The sequence below is a fragment of the Streptomyces sp. NBC_00554 genome (assembly GCF_041431135.1).
Lineage (GTDB): Bacteria > Actinomycetota > Actinomycetes > Streptomycetales > Streptomycetaceae > Streptomyces.
Genome location: NZ_CP107799.1, coordinates 8,241,295 through 8,266,326, shown reverse-complemented (window position 1 = coordinate 8,266,326; position 25,032 = coordinate 8,241,295). Strand labels below are relative to the sequence as shown.

Below are 25,032 nucleotides of genomic sequence, written 5' to 3'. Positions count from 1 at the left end.
CTACGCATGTTCGGCAAACCGTTTCACGCACCCGTCACATCGCCGACACATGGAAGGAGGGTCAGGGTTACAGTTCGCGCCAATAGAGGAGCTGGCCCGCTTCCCCGGGCGCCGCGCCCTCGCTCGGGACGAAAACGCTGACCAGCAGGGCCGGATGCCCGTCCGGGTCGGTGAGCAGGGTCGCGGAAGGATTGGCGAAGGCCTGGCTTGCGCCGTGGGTGCGCAGGGTCAGCCGGTCGGCCCGTCCGGTCGCCGGATCGTAGGCGTACGTCCGCCAGCTCCCGAAGTCCTCACGGCGCCGCTGCCCCTCTATCAAGACCAGCTCACTGCCCCCGAGTTCGAGGGACGAGCGGTCGCCTATGTTGCCGCCGGTCCCCCAGGCCTCCAGCGCCCGGTCGAGGCGCTGGTCGGGCTCGGCGTGCCAGGTCGTGAAGTCCCTGAGTGTGGCCCGGAGTTGACGGTCGGTGTCGCACCGCGCCCGGTAGTGCCCGGTGAGTTCGACCGTGCCGTCGTGCACGGAGGTGATGTCCGGCGTGCCCTCGGCGCAGCGCGAGAGAGTGCGCGGCGCGTCGTAGGCGCGGGCGGCCTTCCCGGCCAGCAGGGCTTCGAGATCGACGTAACCGCGTACCGCTATGTGGTTGTCCGGATCCTTCTCGTACGCCAGTACGTAGCCACCGGCGCCGTCGGCGGCGAGTGTGGGCTGGCTGGTGCCCGCGCCGAGGTCGTGGCGGCGGGTCCAGGTGCGCAGGTCCGTGGAGGTGGCGACGGCCGAGTGGAAGCGGCCGTCGGCGAGGGTCGAGTGGTAGACGGCGAGATATGTGCCGTCCGGCGTCCGGATGATCTGCGCGGTGTCCATGGTGCGGCCGGTGTCGTCCCGCAGGTCGTACGCGTAGCCGTCGGCGTCCCGTACGTCCCCGACGAGCGAGGCGAGCCTCGCCGTGGCGGCGGACGCGGGCTCCGCGCTCGCGCCCGGCGGCACGGCCGTCACCAGCACCACGAGGAGGGCGACGAGGTGGCCGGAGCGGAGGAGAGATCGCACGGGGGTCTCACAGAAACGCGGGGAAGGGGAGAGCCGAGCGTACGGAGGAGTCGCGGGCCCGGGGAACTCCGCGAGGGGTGGCCTTCGCCACACGGGACACGCGACCCGTGCGACGAAGGGCCACCCCTCGCCGAACCACCTGCGAACTACTGCGGAGTCATCCGCTCCACCATGTCCGGGTGCTCCTTCAGCCACGCGGCCACGGCGTCCTCCTCATGCCCCTGGCCCTGGTCCTTGATCTCGGCCTCCAGGCTGCCGAGCTCGGCCTCGCTCATCTTGAAATTCTTGATCCACTCGGTGAGCTGCGGGTACTGCTCCGGGAAGTCCTTGCTGGAGATGGTCCGGATCGTGTTGCCCTCGCCGAACAGCTTCTTGTCGTCCGCGAGCTTGGTGAGCTCGTACTCGCTGTAGGCCCAGTGCGGGGACCACAGGACGACGGCGACGGGCTCCTTCTTGGCGTACGCGCGCTTCAGCTCGGCCAGCATCGCGGGCGTGGAGCCGTCGACGACCTTGTACTCCTTGTCCAGGCCGTAGCCGGGCAGCACCTTCGTCTTGAGCAGGTTCATCTCGCCGGTGCCCGGTTCGATGCCGATGATCTTCCCGCCGAAGGTGTCGCCCTTGCCCTTGAGGTCCGCGAGGGACTTGACGTCCTTCACGTACGACGGGACTGCGATCTCCAGGGAGGTCGGTTCGTACCAGGTGCCGAGGTCTCTCAGGTCGTTCTTGTGCTGATCCCAGTAGTTGGACTGGGCGTACGGCAGCCAGGCGTCGAAGTTGAGGTCGAGGTCACCGGAGGCAAGGCCCGTGTAGACGGGGCCGACGTCCATCTGCTTCATGTTCATCGTGTAGCCGCGCCGGGCCAGGACGTTCTTCCACAGATAGGTGACGGCGACGTCCTCGTCCCAGGGGAACCAGGCGACGTCCAGCGCGCGCTTGGTCTCTGCACTGGCCGTGGTGGTCTTGACCGGGGCCAGCTTGTCGACGACGCCGGGGTTCTTCTTCAGCCAGGCGCGCACGGCGTCCTGCTGCTTGCCCTGGCCGGCCTTGTTGATCTCCGACTCGAGGCTGGTGAGCTGCTGCTCGGTCATCTTGAAGTTCTTGAGCCACTCGCCGACGACCGGGTTCTCCTTGGCGAAGCCCTTCCGGGAGAGCGTGTGCACGCCGTCACCGGAGCCCCAGGCGGCCTTCGGGTCCTTCAGCTTCTTCAGGTCGTAGTCGCTGTACGCCCAGTGCGGCGACCACAGCGTGACGACGACGGGCTCCTTCTTGGCGTACGCGCGCTTCAGCTCGGCCAGCATCGCGGGCGTGGAGCTGTCGACGACCTTGTACTCCTTGTCGAGCCCGTACTCCTTGAGCACCTTGGTCTTGAGCAGGCTCATCATTCCGGCGCTGGACTCGATGCCGGTGATCTTGCCGCCGAACTCGTCGGCCTTGCCCTTGAGGTCCGCCAGGGAGTTGATGTCCTTCATGTACGAGGGCACGCTCAGCTCGAGCGAGGTGGGGCCGTACCAGGAGCCCAGGTCGTCGAGGTCCTTGCCGTACTTCTTCCAGTACTCCGCGTGCGTGGTCGGCAGCCAGGAGTCCGTCTCGAAGTCGATGTCGCCCTGGGCGAGCGAGGTGTAGAGGGGGCCCGCGTCGAGCTGCTTCGTCTCGACCTCGTAGCCGCGCTGCTCCAGGATCTCCTGCCACAGGAAGGTGGAGGCGACGCCCTCGTCCCACGGGATGTAGCCGATGCTGATCTTCTTGCCCTGGCCGACGTTCTTGCCGTCGGCGGCGGTGGACGTCGAGTCCGTGCCGCCGAAGATGCCCATGCCGCCCGCGACGAGCGCGAGCACGACGACGCCGACCACGGCCACGGCCGGGCGGGGGCGGTAGGTCCAGATCTTCAGGCCCTGCGCGGCGCGCAGCCTGGCGGCGGCGCGGCGGCCCAGCGGCGAAACCTGAGTGCCCAGGGCGCTGGTCATCCGGTCCAGGTAGATCGCCAGGATGACGATGGCGACGCCCGCCTCGGAGCCGAGGCCGACGTTCAGCTGGCCGATGGCCTGGTTCACGTCGCCGCCGAGGCCGCCGGTGCCGACCATGCCGGCGATGGCGGCCATGGACAGGCCCAGCATGATGACCTGGTTGACGCCCGCCATAACGCTGGGCAGGGCCAGCGGCAGCTGGATGCGCAGCAGTGTGTTGCGGGGGGTGGTGCCGAACGCGTCGGCGGCCTCGACGAGGTCCTTGTCGACCTGGCGGATGCCCAGCTCGGTCATACGGACGCCGGGGGCCAGCGCGAAGATCAGGGTGGCGACCATGCCCGCGGGGGCGCCGGTGCCGAAGAACAGGATGGCCGGGATGAGATAGATCATCGCGGGCAGTGTCTGCATGAAGTCGAGCACGGGGCGCACGACGCTGCTGACCCTGTCGGAGCGTGCCGCCCAGATGCCCACGGGCACCGAGATGACGAGCGCGATGAGCGTCGCCACGAGGACGAGCGAGAGGGTCACCATCGCGTCCTCCCACAGTTCGAGGGAGTCGATGAAGGCGAATCCCACGAAGGTGAGGACACCGGCGGACGTACCGCGCAGCCAGAACGCGATCACGGCGAAGATGCCCGCGAGGAGGAGCGGCTGCGGGGCCTGGAGGACGGCGTTGACGCCGTCGTAGGCACCGTCGAACACGGTCTTGAGGAAGTCGAAGAACCACGCCATGTGGTTGAGGAGCCAGTCGACGGTGTCGTTGACCCAGTCACCGAACGGAATCCTAGGCATGGACGGCCACCTTCCCGTCCGGGTTGTCGCAGGGCGCGGGGTCGGCTGCCTCGTCGCCGAGGAAGCCGAGCAGTCGCTGGCGCTGCACGACACCGATGACTCGGTTGGCCTCGTCCACGACCGAGACGCGGTGCGACAGACGGGCGCTGATCGCGCACAGTTCCGCGAACGGTGTCTCGGCGGTCGCGGTCTCGCAGGCGCAGAGGGGGGCCTCGCGCGTGACCGAGGTGTCCATGAGCGCGCCCGCGGTCAGGACACGGGAACGGTCGACGTCCTGGGTGAAGGAGGCGACGTAGTCGTCCGCGGGGCGCACCAGGATGTCCTCGGCGGTGCCGATCTGGACGATGCGGCCGTCGCGCATGACGGCTATCCGGTCGCCCAGGCGCATGGCCTCGTTGAGGTCGTGCGTGATGAAGACGATGGTCTTCTTGAGCTTCTTCTGGAGTTCGATCAGCTGGTCCTGCATGTCGCGGCGGATCAGCGGGTCGAGGGCGCTGAAGGACTCGTCCATCAGCAGCAGATCGGCGTCGGTGGCGAGCGCGCGGGCCAGGCCAACGCGCTGCTGCATACCGCCGGACAGCTCGTCGGGCCAGGACTTCTCCCAGCCCGCGAGGCCCGCCAGTTCAAGTGCCTTGGCGGCGCGCTCGTTGCGCTCGGCGCGCGGCACGCCCTGCACCTCAAGGCCGTACGCCGCGTTCTCGCGGACGCTGCGGTGCGGGAAGAGCGCGAAGTGCTGGAAGACCATGCTGATCTTCCTTGCCCGGACCTCGCGCAGTTCGCGGGCGCTGAGCTGCGTCAGGTCCTGACCGTCGAAGCGCACATGGCCCCCGGTCGGCTCCAGCAGTCCGTTGAGCATGCGCAGCAACGTCGACTTACCGGAACCGGACAGGCCCATGACGACGAAGATCTGGCCCGGCTCCACCGTGAAGGAGGCGTCGATCACCGCGGCGGTGATGCCGTCGGCGCGCAGTTCCTCACGGTCGACTCCTTGCTGGAGTCGCTCCATCGCCTCTTCGGGTCGTCTGCCGAACACCTTGTACAGGTGCTCGGCTTCTAGCCTGGATGCCACGTGTGCCTTTCGGTCGGACGGTTTGAGCGCTGCGACGGTGGAGCGCTTGAACGGCTGGTCCGTCGAACGTCGTTTGCACGACGGTTGAAGACGCAACCGGCTCTGCTCAGAAGCGGCGCCTGCCCCCGCTTATGCGCAGCAAACACAAGAGTGGTTCAGGTCACGTTGTGGGGCGGTCGCTGTCAGTGCCGTACGGCATGATGCGAAGGGTGACCAGACGCCTGATGCTGCTCGACACCGCCTCCCTGTACTTCCGGGCCTATTTCGGGGTTCCCGACTCCGTGAAGGCCCCGGACGGCACGCCTGTGAACGCCGTGCGCGGGCTGCTGGAATTCATCGACCGCCTGGTCAAGGACCACCACCCGGACGACCTGGTGGCCTGCATGGACGCGGACTGGCGCCCGCAGTGGCGGGTCGATCTGATCCCGTCCTACAAGGCGCACCGCGTGGCCGTGGAGACCGAGACAGGGCCGGACGAGGAAGAGGTGCCGGACACACTGTCCCCCCAGGTGCCCGTCATCGAGGACGTCCTGGACGCGCTCGGCATCGCGCGCGTGGGCGTCCAGGGGTACGAGGCGGACGACGTGATCGGCACCTTCGCCGGACGCGCCACCGGCCCGGTCGACATCGTCACCGGCGACCGCGACCTGTACCAACTGGTCGACGACAAGCGGGGAGTCCGCGTCCTCTATCCCCTCAAGGGCGTCGGCATGCTCCAAGTCACCGACGAGGCATGGCTGCGCGAGAAGTACGGCGTCGACGGCCCGGGTTACGCGGATCTGGCGCTGCTGCGCGGCGACCCCAGCGACGGACTGCCCGGCGTCCCCGGTATCGGGGAGAAGACGGCGGCCAAGCTGCTCGCCGAATTCGGTGACCTGGCCGGGATCATGGCCGCCGTCGACGACCCGAAGGCCAAACTGACGCCCTCGCAGCGCAAGCGCCTCGACGAGTCACGGCCCTACGTCGCCGTGGCACCCACCGTCGTCAAGGTCGCCGGTGACGTCCCCCTGCCGGACGTCGACACCGCGCTGCCGCACACGCCGCGCGATCCGGCAGCCCTGGACGAACTGGCCGTACGCTGGGGTTTGGGCGGTTCGTTGCACAGGTTGCTCTCGACTCTTCAGGTTTGAGGTGTTAACTAGAGAGAGGTGCTAACTTAGGCAAGCCTAAGCACAGTGAATTGGGAGGCCTTCATGGCAGAGCGTCCGGAGCGCAGGACCCCGAAGCCCCACTCCGCGCTGGTGGTGCGGACCGAGCGGCTGACCCCGCACATGCAGCGGGTCGTCCTCGGCGGCGAGGGCCTCGCCGAATTCACCGTCGGCACCAGTACCGACCATTATGTGAAGCTGCTGTTCGGCGCCGAGGGCGTCACCTACCCCGAGCCGTTCGACATGAAGGTCATCCGCGAGGAGTTCCCGCGCGACCAGTGGCCCGTGACGCGCACATACACGGTGCGCCACTGGGACGCCGAACACCGCGAGCTGACCCTCGACTTCGTGGTGCACGGCGACGAGGGCCTCGCCGGCCCCTGGGCGGCGAACGTCCAGCCGGGCGAGCTCGTACGGTTCATGGGCCCCGGCGGCGCCTACGCACCGGACGCGAGCGCGGACTGGCATCTGCTGGCCGGTGACGAGAGCGCGCTGCCCGCGATCGCGGCCGCCCTGGAGGCGCTGCCCGACGGCGCCGTGGCGCACGCCTTCGTCGAGGTCTCCGGGCCCGAGGAGGAGCAGAAGATCAACTCCGACGTGGACGTCGTCTGGCTGCACCGAGGCGGTCGGCCCGTCGGCCAGGCGCTCGTCGAGGCCGTCCGCGCCCTGGAGTTCCCCGAAGGCCGGGTGCACGCCTTCGTGCACGGCGAGGCGGGCTTCGTGAAGGAGCTGCGCCGGCTGCTGCGGGTCGAGCGCGAGTTCTCGCGCGAGGACCTGTCGATCTCCGGCTACTGGCGGCTCGGGCACAACGAGGACGGATGGCAGGCGACGAAGCGGGAGTGGAACGCGCAGGTGGAGGCGGAGCAGGAGGCGTCCGCCTGATCGCCCGGAGACGTGCACGGCGGAAGGCGGCCACGCTCGGGTGACCGCCTCCTGAACCGCCGTACGGGACAAGCCTCGTACCAGCGCAGCGCGTGCTGAGCGCTCCGCTGGAAGTGCCACGATGTGCCCTTGCTCGTCTGCGGCGCCGTCGTGGCTGGTCGCGCAGTTCCCCGCGCCCCTTCAGGGCGCTGCCGAACCGCAGCGGACTTCGCCCGACCTGCTTAGACCGCCCGCTGGTACGACCTGAACGTCCGGATCGACAGCCACACCGCCGCGACCGCCAGCGCGAGCAGCGCACCGCCCCGGCTGAGCACGTCTCCCCAGTCGGGGTCCGCGGACAGCGCCGAACGGCCCGCCACCATCGCCCAGTTGAGCGGGTTGAAGTCGGCGATGTGCCGCATCCAGCCGGGCATCTGGGACGGTGCCATGAACGCCGTGGACAGGAACGTCAGCGGCAGCAGCAGGAACGTGTTGATGCCGATGATCGATTCGCGCTCCTGGACCAGCATGCCCAGCGCGTTGGACAGCGCCCCGAAGATCGTGCCGAGCAGCACCGAGGCGACGATCAGGATGAGGACGCCGCCGGTCCCGCCCGGATAGTCCGCGCCGCCGAGCAGTCCGAGCAGCACGATGATGACCGACTGCAACGCGGTGACCAGGCCGTTGTTGACCACATTGCCGTTCATCAGGGCCGCCCGGCTGACGGGCGTGGTCAGGAACCTGTTGAGCGTGCCCCGCTGGATCTCGTCGAGCGTGGTCATGCCCGCCCACATGTTGGAGCTGAGCGCGCTCATCACGACCACGCCGGGGACGAGGTAGTCGAGATACGAAGTGGTGCCGAAGCCGCCCAGCTCGACGACCTTCTTGAAGAGGTTGCCGAACAGGAACAGCCAGACCACCGGTTGGATCAGCGTGATCAGCAGGAAGGCCGGCTGCCTTACGAACACCATGAGTTGACGCTGCGTCATGTACCAGGTCTGGGAGACGGCGGTGCTCATCGCGCACCTCCGGCGAGGGCAAGGTTACCGGTGGAGTCGGCCGCTTCGGCCTCCGCCTCGGAGTAACGGCGGCCCGCGTAGCGGAGATAGACGTCGTCGAGCGAGGGCCGGGCCACAGTCGCGGCGGCGACGCCGACCCCGGCCCGCTCAAGTGCCCCGAGCAGGGCGGGCATCGCGGAGGCACCGTCGTCGGCGCGGACACTGATCCGGCGCCCGTCGAACAACGCCTCGTGCACGCCTCCCAGTTGGGTGAGAGCGCCGTTCAGCAGCGTACGACCGGCTTCGCCGATCGCTTCGCGCAGCTCCAAGTGGACGGCGTCCCCGCGGAGTTCACCCTTGAGGGCGTCCGGTGTGCCCTCGACGACCACTCGGCCCCGGTCGACGATGGCGATGCGCTCGGCGAGCCGGTCGGCCTCTTCGAGGTAGTGCGTGGTCAGCAGGATGGTCAGCCCCTCGTCACCGGCGAGGCGGGCGATCTCGTCCCACATCGCCGTGCGCGCCTCGGGGTCCAGGCCGGTGGTCGGCTCGTCGAGGAAGAGCACCTCGGGGTGGTGAACCAGGCCGAGGGCGACATCGAGGCGGCGTCGCATGCCACCCGAGTAGCCCTTGACCGGGCGCTTCGCCGCGTCCGCGAGCTTGAAGCGGCCGAGCAGCTCGTCCACCCGGCGGCCCAGGTCGGCGCCTTTCAACCCGTAGAGCCTGCCTTGGAGTTGAAGGTTCTCCCGGCCGGTCGCCACCGGGTCCGCGCCGGAGCTCTGGGCGACCACGCCGATCGCACGGCGCACCCGGTCCGGGTGGCGCAGCACATCGTGGCCCGCGACGGTGGCGGTGCCCGAGTCGGGGCGGGCCAGGGTGGTGAGGATCTTGACGGTGGTGGACTTGCCGGCGCCGTTCGGGCCGAGCAGCCCGAAGACGGTGCCCGCCTCGACGGTCACGTCCATGCCGCGCAGGGCGGTGACGTCACCGGGATAGGTCTTGATCAGCTGACGCGCCTGCACTGCGGGCGCACGGGTATTCATGACGACTGCTCTCCTTGTGAGCGGACGACTGCACATCCGCAGGCAGCGGATGTGGACCGATCCGCGTGAAGAGCGCCGGGCTATCCTGGGTGTGCCGCACCTCGATCGCCTGGCCTGCCTCACCGCGGGTCCGGTTCGGGGTTCGAGACCCTGGCGGGGCTGCTCCAACAGCCCTGCCGGGGTCTGTTCATATCGGGTCACTCGTCGATGGGGCGGTCCTCCAAGTCCTGGAACTCCGACGGCATCTCCCCGGTCTCGTGGAAGCTCCGCCATGCCTGCACGCCGGGCAGGGCGCCTGCCTTGATCTCACCGAGGAAGCCGCGGACCCACTCCGCCTGCGCCTCGACCATGTGCAGTTGGTACTCGGTCTCCACGAGGAAGATCCGGGGCAGCGACTCGTACAGCTTCTCCAGCGCTCCCCGGCCGCTCGCGGCCTGCACCTCGAGGGAGTTGAGCCGCTCTTCGAGCAGGCGCGTCACCTCGTCGGGGTGCAGCGCGCCCATCAGCGAGAGCGCGGTCTCGAAGATCGGGTACTCCCGCGCCGGGACGGCCATCAGGTCGGAGAGCCACTCGGTCATCTCCTGGCGCCCGGAGTCGGTGATGCCGTAGATCGTGCGCTCCGGGCGGTTGCCCTGTCGCTCCACGTCCGTGACCTCGACGAAGCCGTGCTTCTCCAGGTTCTGCACCACCGTGTAGAGCGATCCGTAGTTGATCTTCGTGCTGGTGTCCTTGCCCTGGCGGCGCAGCGTCTGGGCGATCTCGTACGGATGCATCGGCTTCTGCAGGAGGGTCGTCATCACGGCAAGCGCCAGCGGGTTGCTCAGCTTGCGCCGTTTCAGGGCCATGACGACCTCACCTCGTCTCCGAATATCCGTGGCCGAACATATCGTGTCTCCGGGGAGTCGTCAATAGACACGATGTATCGCGATTCGAAGCCGGGCGCAAGGGTGCTTGGGCGTTTCCGATCCCGACGCGAGGGCGTGAGGACTCCCGACGCGAGGGCGTGAGGACTTAGGCCCGCCCCAGACATGGCCACGTCACGCGAGCGAAACAGGCCCTCCCTAATTTCTGTCACCCGACAGGAATTCCGCCCACCCTTCCGCGCCGAAGGCAGGTGCCACGTGACGACCACCGCCCCCTCCGACGTCCGCCCCGACCCTCCCGAGTCCCCCGGCGACGGCTCCCTCGCCGAGTTCGGCTACCGCCAGGAGCTGCACCGCAGCCTCGGCCGGTACGCCTCTTTCGCCGCCGGGTTCTCCTTCATCTCCGTACTGACGACCGTCTTCCAGTTCTTCGCCTTCGGGTACGCGTTCGGCGGCCCCGTCTTCTTCTGGACCTGGCCGGCCGTCCTGGTGGGCCAGTTGATGGTCGCCGCGTGCTTCGCGGAGCTGGCCGCGCGCTATCCGATCTCGGGCGCGATCTACCAGTGGTCCTCGCGGCTCTCGAACCTCTCCTTCGGCTGGTTCGCCGGCTGGATCATGGTGATCGGGCAGATCGTGGTGGTCGCGGCGGCGGCGCTCGCGCTGCAGATGGTGCTGCCGGCGATCTGGTCGGGCTTCCAGCTGGTGGGCAGCGATCCGACGCCCACCAGTGCCGACGGCGCGGCCAACGCGGCGGTCTTCGGCGTGATCCTGCTCGTCCTGACCACGCTGGTGAACGTCCTCGACAACCGGGTGATGTCCGTGATCAACCGGGTCGGTGTGACCGCCGAGATCATCGGCGCAGCCCTGATCATCGTGCTCCTGTTCACCCACTCCGAGCGCTCCCCCGGCATCACCTTCCACACCGCCGAGGGCAGCACCGGCCTCTTCGGGGCGCTGATGGTGGGCTCCTTCATGGCGGCATACGTGATGATCGGCTTCGACAGCGCGGGCGAGATGAGCGAGGAGACCCGCGATCCACGCCGTACCGCACCCCGTACGATCCTCACCGCGCTCGGCGCGGCGGGCCTGCTCGGCGGTCTGATCGTCCTCGGCGGACTGCTCGCCGCCCCCAGCCTCACGGACGGGCGACTCGGCATCGAAGGCCTGAGCTACGTGCTGACCAGCACCCTCGGCGACGGGGTCGGCCGCGCCCTGCTCGCCGACGTGGTGGTGGCCATCGCGGTGGCGACCCTGGCGATCCAGACGGCCGCCTCCCGGATGCTCTTCTCCATGGCCCGCGACGGCCGGCTCCCCTTCTCCGCCCGCCTCGCCAAGGTCAACCCGCGCACGGGTATGCCGAACGCCCCGGCCCTGGTCGTCGGCGTCCTCGCGGCAGCGGTCCTACTCCTCAACTTCGCCTCCCCGGAGGCCTTCCTGGCCATCGGCACCACCTGCATCGTGATGCTGTACCTGGCGTACGCGATGGTCACCGGGCCCCTGCTGGTGCGACGCCTGCGCGGACAGTTCCCCGGCCCGGACGGCGTCGACGAGGAGGGCCGCCCCCTCTTCTCCCTCGGCCGCTGGGGCATCCCGGTCAACGCGATCGCCCTCGTCTACGGCCTCTTCATGACCGTCAACCTCGCCTGGCCCCGCGCGGCGGTGTACGACCCGGCGGGCGGGCACTGGTACTTCCAGTGGTTCACCATTCTGTTCTTGCTGGTCACAGTAGGACTCGGCTTCCTGTGGAGGGCTGTCAGTGCACAACGAGGGCACTCGGCGCCAGAACTTGCCCCTGCGGAACCCCTCCCAACACCGACTCCATAGCGTCCGCGGCGACGTCCTCACCCGTCGGCCAGAGGCTCGTGTACCTGTCGGGCGTGGTGCCACGCGGCGTCGCGGGCCTGGCAGGCGGCGAGTTCGGCAGCATCCTCGGCACGAGGGTGCTGTGACTGCGCGCAAGTAGGGGCAGGAGCCCACCTCATGACGAAAGGCCCCGCCGGAATCCCACCCGGCGGGGCCGACTCGCGTACGGCTACGGCACCGGCCGGCCGACCCACGTTCTACCACTGGGGCGGCATTGTCGTGCCCCCGGCTACTCCGACCCCATCCAGTTTCAGTCAGGCAATTCTTACGGCGCCTCCCACGTGGCTGGCGATGGCCCATCCAGCGAGGTGGCCGTGCCGGGCTGCCCGGTACCAGGCCCGCCGCATCGTAGAAATTGCGGCCTCGGTCAAGGTCGGCCACCCTGCCTGAATCCAGCACGAAATCCGATGCGTCAGGGACGGTCGGTGCTGCTGCGAGGGGAAGGGGCCTGGGAATCGCTGCCATTGTGGCCAGAACCAGCCATTCCCCAGCGGGACCCGCGCATCGCACCATAGATGCATGAAGAGCAACAACTCCGCGCGGGAATTGTCAGTGCCGAGCGTGTTGTGCCCATTTCCGGTCACATGCGACGAGACAGCGGCTCGCAAGGCGGACGAGGAAATCGTCGCGTGGGCGCTGAGCCTTGATCTCTTCCCGGGACAGCGGACCGAGCTGAACGGCTACCGGTTCGGCACGTTCGCCGCGTTCACGCACCCTGACGCAGTCGACCACGATCACCTGATGCTCGCGGCCCGCAACATAACCGCCCTGTTCGCCGCGGACGACCACTATTGCGACGAGAGAATCGAAGGCGTCAGCCTCGCCATGAGCGCCTCACGGCTCGCGGGGTCGTTGACCGCGCTGGAGAACGGCTCCCGGCTGCCCGACTGCCCCGCGACCGAGGGCTTTGTCGGCAGTGACCCAGTGGCGCGTGCGCTCCGCGAGACCGCGGAACACATCACACGCTTGGGCACCCCGGCGCAAGTAGGCCGTCTGCGCCACGAGACCATCGCCACGTTCCTGGCAATGGCGGCGGAAAACGGATGGCGCAACGCCGGGCACGCTCCCGATCCCGCGGAGTACCTGGCCCATCGCAAGTACAACGGGGCCATGGCCTGCCTGGTGCTGATCGATGTCGTCGGCGGCTACGAACTACCTGTCCGTGACTGGGAAGAACCTGGTGTCCGGTCCCTGTCGCTCGCCGCCTCATTGATGATCATGCTGGTGAACGACCTGTACTCGGTGGCCAAGGAGAGCGCTGACATCGGGAGCCACAGCTTGCCCACCGTGCTCTCCGCACGCCACGGATGGTCTCTCGAACGGAGCATGTGCGCGACCGGCGAGCTCCACGACCGCCTCATGCGTGCGTATCTGCGTCTGGAACCCGACGTCGCGCGCAATGCCTCGCCCGAACTCACCCGCTACCTCGCCGGACTGCGGCACTGGATGCGGGGAAATCTCGAATGGCACACCCTCACCGGACGACACAACAATCGCGTGGGACGCCCTACCCCTAGGACAGGGCCCCATGGTCCCACCCATGACCGAACAAGGGCCGACGCACACTACTCGGCCATCGCCGGTGTCTGCCCACACTGCGGGGACCGCCACAACGCAGCCACAGCGGTTGCGTAAACCAACCCGGAGCGGGTCAGGGAGCTGGTGGCGTCGAGGGGCAGCTCTCTGACCTGCGGCACAAGAACGGCCGGGCGATGGAGAGCGAGCCCGGCCCGTCACGCCCCTCGTATGCTTGATCATGATGAGACGCCGTACCCCGCTCCCGCCCTCTCCCCTGCCGCAGCGCGACGGGGTGGATCCGGTACGGGTGCGGTTGCCGGCCGGGGACGCGTGGGCGACCGTGCGGGATCATCTCGTGGCGCGGCTCGCGGCCGGGGCCGGGGTGATCGACCAAATGCTCGACGCGGGGCAGATCGTGGACGTCACCGGGCGTCCGGTGCCACGGGACTTGGCGTACGAACCAGGGATGTTCGTCTGGTTCCACCGGGAGCTGCCCGCCGAGGAGCAGGTGCCCTTCGCGGTCGACGTCATATACCGGGACGAGCACCTCGTGGTGGCCGACAAACCGCACTTCCTGGCCACCACCCCGCGTGGCAGCCATGTCGCCGAGACGGCCCTGGCGCGGCTGCGCAGGCAGCTGGACATCCCGACGCTTGGCGCGGCGCACCGGCTGGACCGGCTGACGGCCGGGCTGGTGCTGTTCACCGTGCGGCCCGAGGAGCGCGGCGCGTACCAGTCCCTGTTCCGGGACAAGCAGGTGACGAAGGAGTACGAGGCCGTGGCGCCGTACGACCCTGGGCTGGCCCTGCCCCGCACCGTGCGCAGCCGGATCGTCAAGGAGCGCGGGGTCTTGGCGGCCCGCGAGGTCGAGGGCGAGCCCAATGCCGTCAGCCGGGTCGAGTTGCTGGAGCACGAGCACGAGCGTGCCCGGTACCGGCTGATGCCGAGCACCGGGCAGACGCACCAGCTGAGGGTGCACATGAGCGCGTTGGGGGTGCCGATCCTCGGCGATCCCCTCTATCCGGCGGTCACCGGCCCCGTTCCGGCCGGTGACTTCCGACGTCCGCTCCAACTGCTGGCGCGGGTCCTGGAGTTCACCGATCCGGTCACGGGGCGCGAGCACCGGTTCGTCAGCCCGCGTGTGCTGCGGGCCTGGTCGTCGTACGAGGAGTGGGCGGGGTAGCCCCGGTGACCGGTCGTCTCAGTCGCCGCGCCACCAGCGCAGGAGGCGCCGGAACACACCCGGACGGCGGGCCGGTGCGGGCGCCGTCGCCGGCGTGGGCTCGCCGGCCCGGATGGCGGGTTCCGGAGCCGTGGGCTGTGGCTGCTCCGTGCTGACCTGCCAGTTGTTCGGGCGCTGCGGCGGCACCGGGTTGATGGAAGGCCGCTGCATGACGTCCTGCTGGGGCTTCGGCGTGAACTTCACCGGCAGTTCCACCAGGTGCCGGTTCGCGACGGACGACCGCCAGCTCAGCTCGTCCTCCCCGCAGGCGAGTTGGATGTCCGGCACGCGGGTCAGCAACGCATCGACGCCGACGTCGGCGATGGCGCGGCCGATGTCCTGGCCCGGACATTCGTGGGGACCGCCGCTGAAGGCGAGATGGGAGCGGTTGCCCTGCATGTTGACCTTGAGGTCGGGCCGGACCCGCGGGTCGACGTTGCCCGGTGCCATGCCGAGGAGGAGTCCGTCACCCTTGCGGATGTGCTGGCCGCCCAGCTCGGTGTCCTGCTTGGCGATGTAGGCGAAAACAGTGCTGAACGGCGGCTCGTCCCACAGGGACTGCTCCACCGCCTCGGGCACCGTCATCTGGCCGCCGTTGAGCTGAGCGCGGAACCCCGGGTTGGTGAGCACCTCCCGCAGCACGTTGGCGAGGAGGTTGGCGGTGCTCTCGTACGCGACGATCAGGACCACGCGCAAGTGCTGGCCGATCTCCTCGTCGTCGAGCCCTGCCGGGTGGTTGATGAGGTGGCTGGTGAAGTCGCCCTTGGGCTCGGCCCGGCGGCGGGCGGTGAGCCGCATCAGGGCATCCATGACGTACTGGTTGCTGGCGATCGCGGTCTGGGTGCCCTTGAGCATGTCGCGGGCGGCCTGCACGATCCGGTCACCGTACTCGTCGGGCATGCCGAGGATCTCGCACATCACCGCCATCGGCAGGTGCTCTGCGAACTGGCTGACCAGGTCGGCGCTGCCCTCCTCACAGAATTGGTTGACGAGGTGCTGGGTCGCGCGGTTGATGTAGCGGCGGATGCCTCGGTGGTCGATGGTCGACATGGCGCCGGTGACCGCGCCACGCAGCCGCAGGTGCTCGTCGCCCTCGGTGTGGCAGCAGATGGGCTGCCGGGCGAAGTGCGGCATGAGCGGGTGGTCGGGCTTGACCGTGCCGTCCTGCATGGGAGTCCACAACCGGCTGTCCTTGCAGTAGTGCGAGGGGTTCCGCACCATGTGCATGTTCTCGCCGTGGCCGAGCACGACCCAGATCGGCACGTCCTCATGGAGCAGCGCCGGGGCCACCGAGCCGTGCTCGGCCCGCAGTTCCTCGTACACGGCTCCCAGGTCCTCGGCGCCGGGGCCGTACAGCCGGCGCACTCCGCCGGGACCGCGGCTGTGGGCGGGGCAGCCGGGCGGCGGGCCGAGCGTGGGGTCGTCCGTACTGGTCGGGGAGTGGGATTCAGGCGTCACGGTGATCGCTCCGAAACTGAAGTGGATCCGGTGTCTTGGGAGTTGGCGTATCTGCGTACGGATTCGGCACGTACGGGGGGCTCAGGTGCGCGTCATGGCCAGCGAGTGCAGGAAGCGCATCAGCGTCATCAGGACATCCCGGCTGGAGGCCCTGCGGCGCGCGTCGCACTTGATGATCGGGATGTCCTCGGAGAGGTCGAGCGCGGTCCGCAGTTCCTCGACCGGATAGCGGGGCGCGTCCGGGAAGTCGTTTATGGCGACGACGAACGGCACCCCGCGCTCCTCCAGGCGGCCGATCACGTCGAAGCTGACCTCCAGGCGGCGGGTGTCGATCAGGACGACCGCGCCGAGTGCTCCCTCGAAGAGGCCGTTCCAGAGGAACCAGAAGCGTTCCTGGCCCGGTGTGCCGAAGAGGTAGAGCACCAGCTGTTCGGTGATGGAGATCCTGCCGAAGTCCATGGCGACGGTGGTGGCCGTCTTGGTCTCGGAGCCGTAGTTGTCGTCGACTCCGATCCCGGCCTGCGTCATGGTCTCCTCCGTGGTCAGCGGCTTGATCTCGCTGACGGAGCCCACCATGGTCGTCTTGCCGACTCCGAAGCCCCCGACGATGACGATCTTCACGGCTGCCTGGATCGTGTGCGGCAGATGGTCCTCGGCGCGAGGGCCCGTGATGGTGTCAGAGCTTTTGAAGTCCATGCATCACCGCTTCGAGGAGGGAACGTTCAGGGAGCGCCGAGCGGACGATCGGGGCGCGCGCCTGCACCAGTTCGGCCGCCAGCAGCTCGGTGAGCAGCACGGTCACCACGCTGACCGGCAGACTGAGATAGGCCGAGATCTCGGCCACGGACAGTGGAGCCGTGCAGAGCCGGACCAGCGCCGACTTCTCCGGCTGGGCGTTGGACGGCGGCGCCTCGGCGCGCGCCACGATTAACGTGACCAGGTCGAGGGCGGCCCGGTCGCCGCCCTCGGCCCCGCCTGTGAGCAGATACAGGCGCTCGGGGTTCTTCCGGTCCTGGCCGTCCTTCGGAGATCCCTCGTTCGAGGGTCCCTCTTGGGAGGGGTCCTCGTTGAGAAGTCCCTCGATTCCCTCGATGGGGGGTCCCGCGGGTTCTTCCTTGGGGTAGCGCCGTCGGCGTTGCGGAGGAGTCATACGGTCTGCCCGTTGCGCCGCGGCGGACTCGTCAGATGGGCTCCGATCCGGACGACGAGGTCGCGCATGCGGTTGCTCATCAGTCCGGGCTCCGCGGTCTGGTTGGCGAGGACCGCGAGATAGGCGTTGGGCCCCGCCGACATCAGGTAGAAGTAGCCGCCGTTGATCTCGATGATGACCATGCGCATCCGGCCGTCGCTGTTGGGGATCTCGCTGGCGACGGCTCCGGCCAGGCTCTGCAGGCCCGCGCAGGCGGCGGCGACTCGGTCGGCGGCGTCCGGGTCGCCGCCGTACCGCGCGATGCGCAGCCCGTCGGCGGAGAGCACCACGATCTGCTGGACGCCGGGTACCCCGTCGGCGAGTTCCTTGAGCATCCAGTCGAAGTTGGCTCGCTGCTGGATCACTTGGGGTCCCCTTCGTCGTCGGCCTCGACAGGGGCCGGCTTGATCGTCGTGCCGGTTGCGGCGGCCGGGTCCGGGTCGCCCTTGAGCCCTTCCATGAACGCCTCGACCCACAGGCCGGGTTCGGGCTCCTTCTCCTCCGGGACGGGTGCCGCCCACGAGGGCGTGGCGGCGGCCGCCGCAGCGGCGCGCTCGGCCGCCTCGGCATCCGCGCGGGCATCGGCGGCCCGCTGGTGGAAGGAGACCTTGACGCGGCTGCGGCGCTGCGGCAGGCCGTTGGCCGTCCACTCGGTGACCTGGGGGACGTCGTCCTCCTGGGAGTCACCGTTGGGAGTGGTGAGCCGGGGGCCGGTGGTCGGGCGGCGCTTCTTGGGCTTGCGGTTGGGGCCCTCGACCCCGCCCGTGTCCATGGTCGGGACGGAGGCGATGCCGACGCCGTGCGCGAGACCGGGGGCGTCGTCGGTGGTGAGCATGTCCCGGGGCGCGACGAGGACGGCGCGGACACCGCCGTACGCGGACTGCCTGAGCGAGACCTGCATGTTGTACATCTTCGAGAGCCGGCCGACGACGGCCATGCCGAGCCGCGGGTTCGCGCCGAGGGCGTCGAAGTCGACACCGAGGGCGGCCTGCCGGAGCAGATCCTCGGCCTTTCCGCGGGCCTCATCGCTCAGGCTGACGCCGCCGTCCTCGATCTCGATGGCGATGCCGGTCTGCACCTCGATGGCGGTGACGTGCACCCTGGTGTGCGGCGGCGAGTAGCGCGTGGCGTTGTCGAGGAGTTCGGCGACGGCGTGGATGATCGGTTCGACGGACACGCCGTTGACGGCGACCTCGACGACGTTGTGCAGCTCGATGCGGCGGTACTCCAGGATGCGCGACATCGCGCCGCGCAACACGCTGAACAGCGGTACGGGCTCGGGCCACTGACGTCCGGGACGGCCACCGCCGAGCACCGCGATGGAGTCGGCGAGGCGGCCGATCAGCGCGGTGCCGTGGTCGATGCGCAGCAGGTCGTCGAAGACCTCGGGGTTGCGCCCGTGGTCCTCCTCCATCTCGCGCAGTTCCTTGTTCTGCTGGTGGACGATCGCCTGGACGCGCCGGGCGATGTTGACGAAGGCGCGCTGCGCGGAGTCGCGCATCGCTTCCTCACTGTCGATCATCCTGAGCACGTTGCCGAGCAAGTCGCCCTGCGCCTCGGCGAGTTCGCCGAGCTCCGGATCGGTCCGATGGAGGCTGCGAACCACCTCCGCGGGGGATGCACCCGCGTGCAGTCGGTTCAGCGCGACAGGCAGGACCTCGCGGGAGAAGTGCAGGGTCTCCTGATCGTGGGCCGCGATGCGCTGTTCCAGATATGAGGTGCGGTGCACCAGATCGGCGCGCAGATCGCGGGCGACGCGGCCACGCCGTACGGCTTCGGCGCCGATCACGATGACCAGGAGCGTCGCGATGGCTCCGCACCAGCCGACGGCGGCCCGGGCCGGGTCCGTCACCATGGCGACGGCGGCTCCGGTCGCCGCGGCCATCACTATGGCCGGCAGCAACAGCACGCGCGCGTAGGGAAGTTCACGGCCACCGGGAGGCGATTGAACACTCACCATGTATGCCCTCTGAGACAAGTCGACTGGGGGATCGGGGAGGTTTGTGGGGGAAACGGCATGGTTCAAACTGAATCTTCGGAACTTTTGGGAACAAGCGCACGAATACATCTCAACTCGGTGCGCTGCGGGCGAGCTTAGTCCGACCGGATCAACGCCGTGTCATATTCAGCAAGCACCTGAAATCGCCCACGCGACAGGAGTACCCTCGGCTCCATTTGCACACTGAGGCTTCATTCGCACACGGTGCGTGACGGCGTACGGGCATGCGAAACCGCCCCCGCGCGGGCCCGTTGGTCAGATTCCGGCGATGCGCAGCGCCGCGTCCGCGGTGGCCTCGGCGAACGCGGACACCGGCCGTTCCGGATCGGAGCGGTGCACGAGGATCACACCCTCGATGAGGCCGAACAGCAGATCCGTCCGCAGATCCAGCTCACTCTTGGCGAGCGCGCCCCCCGCGGCCGTCGCGGCGAGCAACTGCCGGTAGGTGTCCTTCAGTTCGGCCCGTACGGCACGGAAGCCGGCGAAGCCCTCGGCGCGCACCTCGGGCAGCAGATAGAGACCGCCCAGGTTGTGCGGGCCGCCGCAAAGCAGCTCGACGTCCGTGCGGCACAGCTCCCACAGCCGGTCCTCGGCCGGGGTCGCGTCGTCGGCGAGGAGTTCCCGGGCGAGGGTGAGCGAGGGCGTGACCGTGGACTCCAGGAGCTCGGCGAGCAGCTCCTCCTTGCCGGAGACGTAGTGGTACATCGACGCCTGCCGCATGCCCGCCCGTTCGGCGACGGCCCGGGTGGTCGTGGCGGCGTATCCACGGGTCGTGAACAACTCGGCGGCCGCGTCGAGCAGTTCGTCACGCGGCGACAGACCACTGTCCGGCCGCTGAGCCGCACGCGGCCGGCCGACCCGTCGTCCACCACCGGTTCCCATGTGTTCGATCCTCGCACACCGGGTCACGCGGCGATCACCGTGAGGGATCGGTAACCGGACGGCAACGCACGAGACACGGCGTCGACCCGCTCCGCTCCTAATTTCTGTCGAGCGACAGAAATGGCGAGCGACGGAAACAACGTCGCTCGACCGAAACCCCGGAGCCGGAGGACCCGCGATGGCGACAGCAACCCCATACGGAGCACGCGCCCACGCCCGCTCCCAGGACGGGACCCGCGCCGAGGCCATGCCCGTCGTCCCGGCCAGCGGCTGGCCCACGCCGCCCTGCGAGGCCGGCCACCTGGTGTGGGCGGAGACCGTGGCCGGCGGCAACTACACGCACAGAGTGCTGGCCCGCGGCACCGAACTGCGCCTCACCGACCTGACCGGCGACGCCTGCGCGCATCTGCTCCTGCACGCCGCCGACCGCCCGTGGGAGCGCCTGAATGTGGCGGACACGGTCAAGGTCCAGTGGAACGCGTACCTGGGCGAGGGTCAGCTCCTCCTGTCCGACCAGGGCCGCGTGCTCGCCTCGCTGATCGCCGACACCTCCGGGCGGCACGACGCGCTGTGCGGCACCTCCACGCTCGTACGCAACACCGCGCGGTACGGGGACGGGACGCCGCAGTCCGCGTCCCCGGCCGGGCGCGAGCTCTTCAAGCTGGCCGCGGCCAAGAACGGACTCGAACCGCGCGATCTGCCGCCCTCGCTCTCCTTCTTCCAGGGCGTGGCGGTACGCGACGACGGCTCCCTCGACTTCACCGGCTCGGCCGGTCCGGGCGGCAGCGTGACCCTGCGCGCCGAGCAGGACGTCACCGTGCTGATCGCGAACGTGCCGCATCCGGCCGATCCCCGTCCGGAGTACGTCAGTTCCCCGCTGGAGGTGCTCGCCTGGCGCTCGGAGGCGACCAAGGCGGGCGATCCGCTGTGGGAAGCCACGCCCGAGGGCCGCCGCGCCTTCCTGAACACCGCCGAATTCCTTGCCGCGAGGGGGCTCATATGAAGACCGTGGAAGTACCGGCCCGCGCCGCCTGGTCCGCCGTCGTGCCCGAGGGCGGCACGCTCACCATCACCGACCTGCACGGCAACCAGGCCGTCGACTTCCTGGTGTACGACGCCCACGACACGGCCGTCCGGTACAGCGCGCCGGACACGATCCACGCGCAGGGCAACCTCTTCCTCACCACCGGCAGTGTGCTCATGTCCAACGAGCACACCCCGCTGATGACGGTCGTCGAGGACGAGGTCGGCAGGCACGACACGGTCGGCGGCGCCTGCTCCAAGGAGTCGAACACGCTCCGGTACGGGCATCACACCTGGTCGCAGCACGCGTGCGTGGACAACTTCCTCGCGGAGGGCGCCAAGTACGGGCTGGGCAAGCGGGATCTGGTCTCGAACATCAACTGGTACATGAACGTGCCGGTCGAGAAGGACGGCACCCTCGGCATCGTCGACGGCATCTCGGCCCCGGGGCTGAAGCTGACCTTGCGCGCCGAACGCGATGTGCTCGTACTCGTCTCCAACTGCCCCCAGATCAACAACCCTTGCAACGGCTTCGAGCCGACCGCGGTCCAGATGACCCTTGGGGCTCCGGAATGACCTTCGACACGCTGCTCGTCGCCAACCGGGGCGAGATCGCGGTCCGGATCATCCGGACGGCCCGCGAACTCGGCCTGCGTACGGTGGCGGTGTACTCCGACCCGGACCGCTCGGCACCGCACGTACGGCTGGCCGACGAGGCGGTACGGCTCGGACCCGCGCCCGCCAAGGAGTCGTACCTCGACGCCGACCTCGTACTCAAGGCGGCGAAGGAGACCTGCGCCGGGGCGATCCACCCCGGGTACGGCTTCCTCTCCGAGGACGCGGACTTCGCACGGCGCTGCGAGGAGGCGGGGATCGTGTTCGTGGGGCCGACGCCGGAGCAGCTGGAGCTGTTCGGGGCGAAGCACACGGCGCGGGCGGCGGCTCAGGCGGCCGGAGTGCCCCTGGCACCGGGCACAGGACTGCTCTCCGACCTCGCTGAAGCCCTGCTCGAAGCCGACCGCATCGGCTATCCCGTGATGCTCAAGGCCACCGGCGGTGGCGGTGGCATCGGTATGTCGGCATGTCGCTCAGCCGATGAACTGACCGAGGCCTGGGAGAGCGTGCAGCGCGTCGCCGCGGCCTCCTTCTCCTCGGCCGGGGTGTTCCTGGAACGGCTGGTGGAACGGGCCCGCCATGTGGAGGTACAGGTCTTCGGCGACGGCCGGGGCCGCGTGGTCACCTTCGGCGACCGCGACTGCTCGCTCCAGCGCCGCAACCAGAAGGTGCTGGAAGAGGCTCCCGCGCCCGGGCTCCCCTCCCCTGTACGCGAGCAACTCGCCTCGGCGGCACGCGACTTGTGCGCGTCGGTCGGCTACCGCTCGGCCGGAACCGTCGAGTTCGTGTACGACGCCGCCCGCCAGGAGGCGTACTTCCTGGAGGTCAACACCCGTCTCCAGGTGGAGCATCCGGTCACCGAGGAGATCTACGGAGTCGACCTCGTCGCCTGGATGCTGCGGCTGGCTCGCGGCGAGTCCGATGTCGTACGGGACCCGGGGGCGCCCCGCGGTCATGCCGTCGAGGCACGGGTGTACGCCGAGGACCCCTCGCGCGAACACCGGCCCAGTGCAGGCCTGTTGACGCGCGTCGAGTTCCCCGGCGGGGTCCGGGTCGACGGCTGGGTGGAGACGGGGACGGAGGTCACGACCTCGTACGACCCTATGCTCGCGAAGGTCATCGCGTACGGCTCGGACCGCGCCCACGCGCTGGAACGGCTCGACGAGGCGCTGGCCAGGACCCGCGTCGACGGCATCGAGACGAACCTCGGGCTGGTGCGCGCGGCACTGTCGGACAGCTCCTTCCGGGCCGCGACGCATTCGACGGCGACGCTCGCCGCCGTCTCCGATCCGACACCGCGCGTCGAGGTCGTCTCGGGCGGCACGCTCACCACCGTCCAGGACTGGCCCGGCCGCACGGGCTACTGGCAGGTCGGGGTGCCGCCGTGCGGCCCGATGGACGACCTGTCCTTCCGGCTCGGCAACCGGGCCCTCGGCAACCACGAAGGGGCACCCGGTCTGGAGTGCACCCTTCAGGGACCGGCCCTGCGCTTCACGCACGCCACGACCGTCTGCGTGACGGGTGCTCCGGCGGCGGTCACCGTGGACGGCACGACGGCCGCGCAGTGGGAGCCGGTCACGGTGCCGGCGGGGTCCGTCCTGGAGGTCGGCACCCCCACCCAGCACGGTCTGCGCACGTACGTGCTCTTCGCGGGCGGCGGCCTGGACCTGCCCGCGTTCCTGGGCAGCGCGTCCACCTTCACCCTTGGCCGGTTCGGCGGGCACGGTGGACGGACGCTGCGGACGGGAGATGTGCTGCACGGGGGCGCGGTGGTCCCGGGCACTGCGGTGGCGGCTGCCGACCGACCGGTCTTCGGGGCGCGCTGGCACATCGGCGCGCTCGAAGGCCCGCATGCCGCACCGGAGTTCTTCACCGAGGAGGACATCCACGAGTTCTACGCCGCCGACTGGAAGGTCCACTTCAACTCGGCGCGCACGGGCGTACGGCTGGTCGGTCCGAAGCCCCGCTGGGCTCGCAAGGACGGCGGCGAGGCGGGGCTGCACCCGTCCAACATCCACGACACGCCCTACTCGGTGGGCGCCGTCGACTACACCGGCGACATGCCGGTGCTGCTCGGCCCGGACGGTCCCTCGCTCGGCGGCTTCGTCTGCCCCGCGACGGTCGTCAGCTCGGAGCGCTGGAAGCTCGGGCAACTGCGCCCCGGTGACTCGGTGCGGTTCGAGCCGGTCGCCGACGACGGCTCGCCGCGGGCCGCGATCGTCGACGGCGGCGTACTCGCGCGGGACGGCGACGTGACGTACCGGCGCAGCGGCGACGACAACCTGCTGGTCGAATTCGGTCCCATGCAGCTGGACCTGGCCCTGCGCATGCGGGTGCACGCGCTGATGGAGGCGGTGGCGGGCGCCGCACTGGACGGGGTCACGGACCTCACCCCGGGCATCCGTTCCCTGCAGATCCAGACGGATCCGCGGCGGCTCCCGCAGCGCGAACTCCTTGCGGCCGTACGGCAGATCGTGGCGACGCTCCCACCGAGCGACCAACTCGTCGTCCCCTCCCGCACCGTCCACCTCCCCCTCTCCTGGGACGACCCGGCCACCCGCGAGGCGATCGCCCGCTACATGGCGGGCGTCCGCGACGACGCGCCCTGGTGCCCCTGGAACATCGAGTTCATCCGCCGCGTGAACGGCCTCGACTCGGTGGACGACGTGTACCGGACGGTCTTCGACGCGGAGTACCTCGTACTGGGCCTCGGCGACGTCTACTTGGGCGCGCCGGTGGCGACACCGCTGGACCCGCGCCACCGCCTGGTCACCACCAAGTACAACCCGGCGCGCACCTGGACCGCCGAGAACTCGGTCGGCATCGGCGGCGCCTACCTCTGCATCTACGGCATGGAGGGTCCAGGCGGCTACCAGTTCGTCGGCCGTACGACCCAGGTGTGGTCGCCCTGGCAGCAGCGCGGCGCGTTCGAGCCGGGCTCGCCCTGGCTGCTGCGCTTCTTCGACCGCGTCAAGTGGTACCCCGTCGAACCCGACGAACTCCTCGACCTGCGCGCCGACATCATCTCCGGCCGCTTCGTCCCCCGGATCGAGGAGGGCGAGTTCTCCCTCGCCGCGTACGAGTCCTTCCTCGCCGAGAACGCCGGCTCCATCGCGGAGTTCCGGGCCCGGCAGGGCGGCGCGTTCTCCGCGGAGCGGGACGCGTGGGAAGCAGCGGGCGAGTTCACCCGGGCGGAGTCCGTGTCGGCCCCCGCGGCTCCCCCTACCGAGGTGACCGTCCCCGAGGGCGGCCGCCTGATAGAAGCCGAATTCGCCGCCTCGGTCTGGCAGCTGAACGTCCGCCCCGGCGACAAGGTGACCCAGGGCCAGCCCCTCCTGGCCCTGGAGGCCATGAAGATGGAGTCCAGGGTCCCCGCCCCGATGAACGGCGTGGTGACCGAGATTCTCGCAAAACCGGGGGACCAGGTGGAGGCGGGAACAGCACTGATGGTGCTGGCGCCGGTGACCTGATATCCCGCCTGGCCGTCTG

Annotated in this window: 20 protein-coding genes; 8 read left to right on the top strand and 12 right to left on the bottom strand. The window is 69.4% G+C overall.

The annotated features are described in order from the left end of the window. Positions 1-67 precede the first annotated feature (67 nt). From OG266_RS36445 to OG266_RS36435, 3 genes are all read right to left on the bottom strand, one after another. Entirely contained in the window at positions 68-1,039 is a 972-nt protein-coding gene (locus OG266_RS36445; protein ID WP_371550951.1) for a hypothetical protein, read from the bottom strand. A gap of 146 nt (positions 1,040-1,185) precedes the next feature. Continuing rightward, a complete protein-coding gene (locus OG266_RS36440; protein ID WP_371550949.1) occupies positions 1,186-3,795 on the bottom strand; it encodes an ABC transporter permease/substrate binding protein in 2,610 nt (869 codons plus the stop codon). Continuing rightward, positions 3,788-4,864 (bottom strand): glycine betaine/L-proline ABC transporter ATP-binding protein, encoded by a 1,077-nt coding sequence (locus tag OG266_RS36435; protein ID WP_266467127.1) that lies wholly within the window; start codon positions 4,862-4,864, stop codon positions 3,788-3,790. Before OG266_RS36435 ends, OG266_RS36440 begins: the two co-directional genes overlap by 8 nt. A 200-nt stretch (positions 4,865-5,064) precedes the next feature. Here OG266_RS36435 and OG266_RS36430 point away from each other — a divergent pair, with 200 nt between their 5' ends. Both OG266_RS36430 and OG266_RS36425 read left to right on the top strand, forming a co-directional pair. Then, positions 5,065-5,994 carry a 5'-3' exonuclease gene (locus OG266_RS36430; RefSeq protein ID WP_326726264.1) on the top strand — a complete coding sequence of 310 codons (930 nt, stop codon included), beginning with the start codon at positions 5,065-5,067 and terminating at the stop codon, positions 5,992-5,994. Between the two features lie 63 nt (positions 5,995-6,057). Continuing rightward, positions 6,058-6,894 carry a siderophore-interacting protein gene (locus tag OG266_RS36425; protein ID WP_371550947.1) on the top strand — a complete coding sequence of 279 codons (837 nt, stop codon included), beginning with the start codon at positions 6,058-6,060 and terminating at the stop codon, positions 6,892-6,894. Between the two features lie 221 nt (positions 6,895-7,115). Here OG266_RS36425 and OG266_RS36420 read toward each other — a convergent pair whose 3' ends face one another. The 3 genes from OG266_RS36420 to OG266_RS36410 all read right to left on the bottom strand — a co-directional run bounded on the left by OG266_RS36420 (position 7,116) and on the right by OG266_RS36410 (position 9,756). Continuing rightward, positions 7,116-7,892 (bottom strand): ABC transporter permease, encoded by a 777-nt coding sequence (locus tag OG266_RS36420; RefSeq protein WP_266467121.1) that lies wholly within the window; start codon positions 7,890-7,892, stop codon positions 7,116-7,118. Then, positions 7,889-8,911, bottom strand: coding sequence for an ATP-binding cassette domain-containing protein (locus OG266_RS36415; protein WP_371550944.1), 1,023 nt, complete (start codon positions 8,909-8,911; stop codon positions 7,889-7,891). The genes OG266_RS36420 and OG266_RS36415 overlap by 4 nt, the downstream gene beginning before the upstream one ends. Positions 8,912-9,108: 197 nt before the next feature. Next, complete coding sequence (locus OG266_RS36410) at positions 9,109-9,756, bottom strand: PadR family transcriptional regulator (protein ID WP_371550942.1); 648 nt, start codon at positions 9,754-9,756, stop codon at positions 9,109-9,111. 276 nt (positions 9,757-10,032) lie between these two features. On the opposite strand from OG266_RS36410, the gene OG266_RS36405 reads away from it, so the two are divergent. From OG266_RS36405 to OG266_RS36395, 3 genes are all read left to right on the top strand, one after another. Next, entirely contained in the window at positions 10,033-11,598 is a 1,566-nt protein-coding gene (locus OG266_RS36405; protein ID WP_329548667.1) for an amino acid permease, read from the top strand. A gap of 558 nt (positions 11,599-12,156) precedes the next feature. After that, the gene (locus OG266_RS36400) at positions 12,157-13,272 is read left to right on the top strand and encodes a terpene synthase (protein WP_329548666.1); all 1,116 of its coding nucleotides are present in this window, start codon (positions 12,157-12,159) and stop codon (positions 13,270-13,272) included. A gap of 124 nt (positions 13,273-13,396) precedes the next feature. Next, positions 13,397-14,338: an RluA family pseudouridine synthase gene (locus tag OG266_RS36395; protein ID WP_371550940.1), complete on the top strand. Its 942-nt coding sequence runs from the start codon at positions 13,397-13,399 to the stop codon at positions 14,336-14,338. 18 nt (positions 14,339-14,356) lie between these two features. Here the strand turns inward: OG266_RS36395 and OG266_RS36390 are convergent, their stop codons facing one another. The 6 genes from OG266_RS36390 to OG266_RS36365 all read right to left on the bottom strand — a co-directional run bounded on the left by OG266_RS36390 (position 14,357) and on the right by OG266_RS36365 (position 19,905). Then, complete coding sequence (locus OG266_RS36390) at positions 14,357-15,835, bottom strand: cytochrome P450 (protein WP_371550938.1); 1,479 nt, start codon at positions 15,833-15,835, stop codon at positions 14,357-14,359. A gap of 81 nt (positions 15,836-15,916) precedes the next feature. Beyond that, on the bottom strand, positions 15,917-16,531 hold the full coding sequence (locus OG266_RS36385; RefSeq protein ID WP_266467105.1) for an ATP/GTP-binding protein: 615 nt from the start codon (positions 16,529-16,531) through the stop codon (positions 15,917-15,919). Further along, positions 16,512-16,985 carry a DUF742 domain-containing protein gene (locus OG266_RS36380; protein WP_329548663.1) on the bottom strand — a complete coding sequence of 158 codons (474 nt, stop codon included), beginning with the start codon at positions 16,983-16,985 and terminating at the stop codon, positions 16,512-16,514. Before OG266_RS36380 ends, OG266_RS36385 begins: the two co-directional genes overlap by 20 nt. Next, positions 16,982-17,389 carry a roadblock/LC7 domain-containing protein gene (locus tag OG266_RS36375; protein WP_266467101.1) on the bottom strand — a complete coding sequence of 136 codons (408 nt, stop codon included), beginning with the start codon at positions 17,387-17,389 and terminating at the stop codon, positions 16,982-16,984. Before OG266_RS36375 ends, OG266_RS36380 begins: the two co-directional genes overlap by 4 nt. After that, complete coding sequence (locus OG266_RS36370; protein WP_371550935.1) at positions 17,386-18,984, bottom strand: ATP-binding protein; 1,599 nt, start codon at positions 18,982-18,984, stop codon at positions 17,386-17,388. Before OG266_RS36370 ends, OG266_RS36375 begins: the two co-directional genes overlap by 4 nt. Before the next feature lie 294 nt (positions 18,985-19,278). Continuing rightward, the gene (locus OG266_RS36365) at positions 19,279-19,905 is read right to left on the bottom strand and encodes a TetR/AcrR family transcriptional regulator (protein ID WP_371550934.1); all 627 of its coding nucleotides are present in this window, start codon (positions 19,903-19,905) and stop codon (positions 19,279-19,281) included. Positions 19,906-20,083: 178 nt separating this feature from the next. On the opposite strand from OG266_RS36365, the gene OG266_RS36360 reads away from it, so the two are divergent. Genes OG266_RS36360 through OG266_RS36350 form a run of 3 tightly spaced genes read left to right on the top strand, consistent with a single transcriptional unit; the run spans position 20,084 to position 25,013 of the window. Then, on the top strand, positions 20,084-20,908 hold the full coding sequence (locus tag OG266_RS36360) for an urea amidolyase associated protein UAAP1 (protein ID WP_371550932.1): 825 nt from the start codon (positions 20,084-20,086) through the stop codon (positions 20,906-20,908). Beyond that, a complete protein-coding gene (locus OG266_RS36355) occupies positions 20,905-21,504 on the top strand; it encodes an urea amidolyase associated protein UAAP2 (RefSeq protein WP_266467091.1) in 600 nt (199 codons plus the stop codon). The genes OG266_RS36360 and OG266_RS36355 overlap by 4 nt, the downstream gene beginning before the upstream one ends. Then, entirely contained in the window at positions 21,501-25,013 is a 3,513-nt protein-coding gene (locus tag OG266_RS36350) for a 5-oxoprolinase/urea amidolyase family protein (protein WP_371550930.1), read from the top strand. The genes OG266_RS36355 and OG266_RS36350 overlap by 4 nt, the downstream gene beginning before the upstream one ends. The last annotated feature ends 19 nt before the right edge of the window (positions 25,014-25,032 follow it).

What these genes read in the sequence shown, in the direction of transcription:
- OG266_RS36440 (WP_371550949.1), bottom strand. Translation starts at nt 3,795, where the DNA reads ATGCCTAGGATTCCGTTCGGTGACTGGGTCAACGACACCGTCGACTGG.
- OG266_RS36430 (WP_326726264.1), top strand. Translation starts at nt 5,065, where the DNA reads ATGCGAAGGGTGACCAGACGCCTGATGCTGCTCGACACCGCCTCCCTG.
- OG266_RS36425 (WP_371550947.1), top strand. Translation starts at nt 6,058, where the DNA reads ATGGCAGAGCGTCCGGAGCGCAGGACCCCGAAGCCCCACTCCGCGCTG.
- OG266_RS36420 (WP_266467121.1), bottom strand. Translation starts at nt 7,892, where the DNA reads ATGAGCACCGCCGTCTCCCAGACCTGGTACATGACGCAGCGTCAACTC.
- OG266_RS36415 (WP_371550944.1), bottom strand. Translation starts at nt 8,911, where the DNA reads ATGAATACCCGTGCGCCCGCAGTGCAGGCGCGTCAGCTGATCAAGACC.
- OG266_RS36410 (WP_371550942.1), bottom strand. Translation starts at nt 9,756, where the DNA reads ATGGCCCTGAAACGGCGCAAGCTGAGCAACCCGCTGGCGCTTGCCGTG.
- OG266_RS36400 (WP_329548666.1), top strand. Translation starts at nt 12,157, where the DNA reads ATGAAGAGCAACAACTCCGCGCGGGAATTGTCAGTGCCGAGCGTGTTG.
- OG266_RS36395 (WP_371550940.1), top strand. Translation starts at nt 13,397, where the DNA reads ATGAGACGCCGTACCCCGCTCCCGCCCTCTCCCCTGCCGCAGCGCGAC.
- OG266_RS36385 (WP_266467105.1), bottom strand. Translation starts at nt 16,531, where the DNA reads ATGGACTTCAAAAGCTCTGACACCATCACGGGCCCTCGCGCCGAGGAC.
- OG266_RS36380 (WP_329548663.1), bottom strand. Translation starts at nt 16,985, where the DNA reads ATGACTCCTCCGCAACGCCGACGGCGCTACCCCAAGGAAGAACCCGCG.
- OG266_RS36370 (WP_371550935.1), bottom strand. Translation starts at nt 18,984, where the DNA reads ATGGTGAGTGTTCAATCGCCTCCCGGTGGCCGTGAACTTCCCTACGCG.
- OG266_RS36365 (WP_371550934.1), bottom strand. Translation starts at nt 19,905, where the DNA reads ATGGGAACCGGTGGTGGACGACGGGTCGGCCGGCCGCGTGCGGCTCAG.
- OG266_RS36360 (WP_371550932.1), top strand. Translation starts at nt 20,084, where the DNA reads ATGGCGACAGCAACCCCATACGGAGCACGCGCCCACGCCCGCTCCCAG.
- OG266_RS36355 (WP_266467091.1), top strand. Translation starts at nt 20,905, where the DNA reads ATGAAGACCGTGGAAGTACCGGCCCGCGCCGCCTGGTCCGCCGTCGTG.
- OG266_RS36350 (WP_371550930.1), top strand. Translation starts at nt 21,501, where the DNA reads ATGACCTTCGACACGCTGCTCGTCGCCAACCGGGGCGAGATCGCGGTC.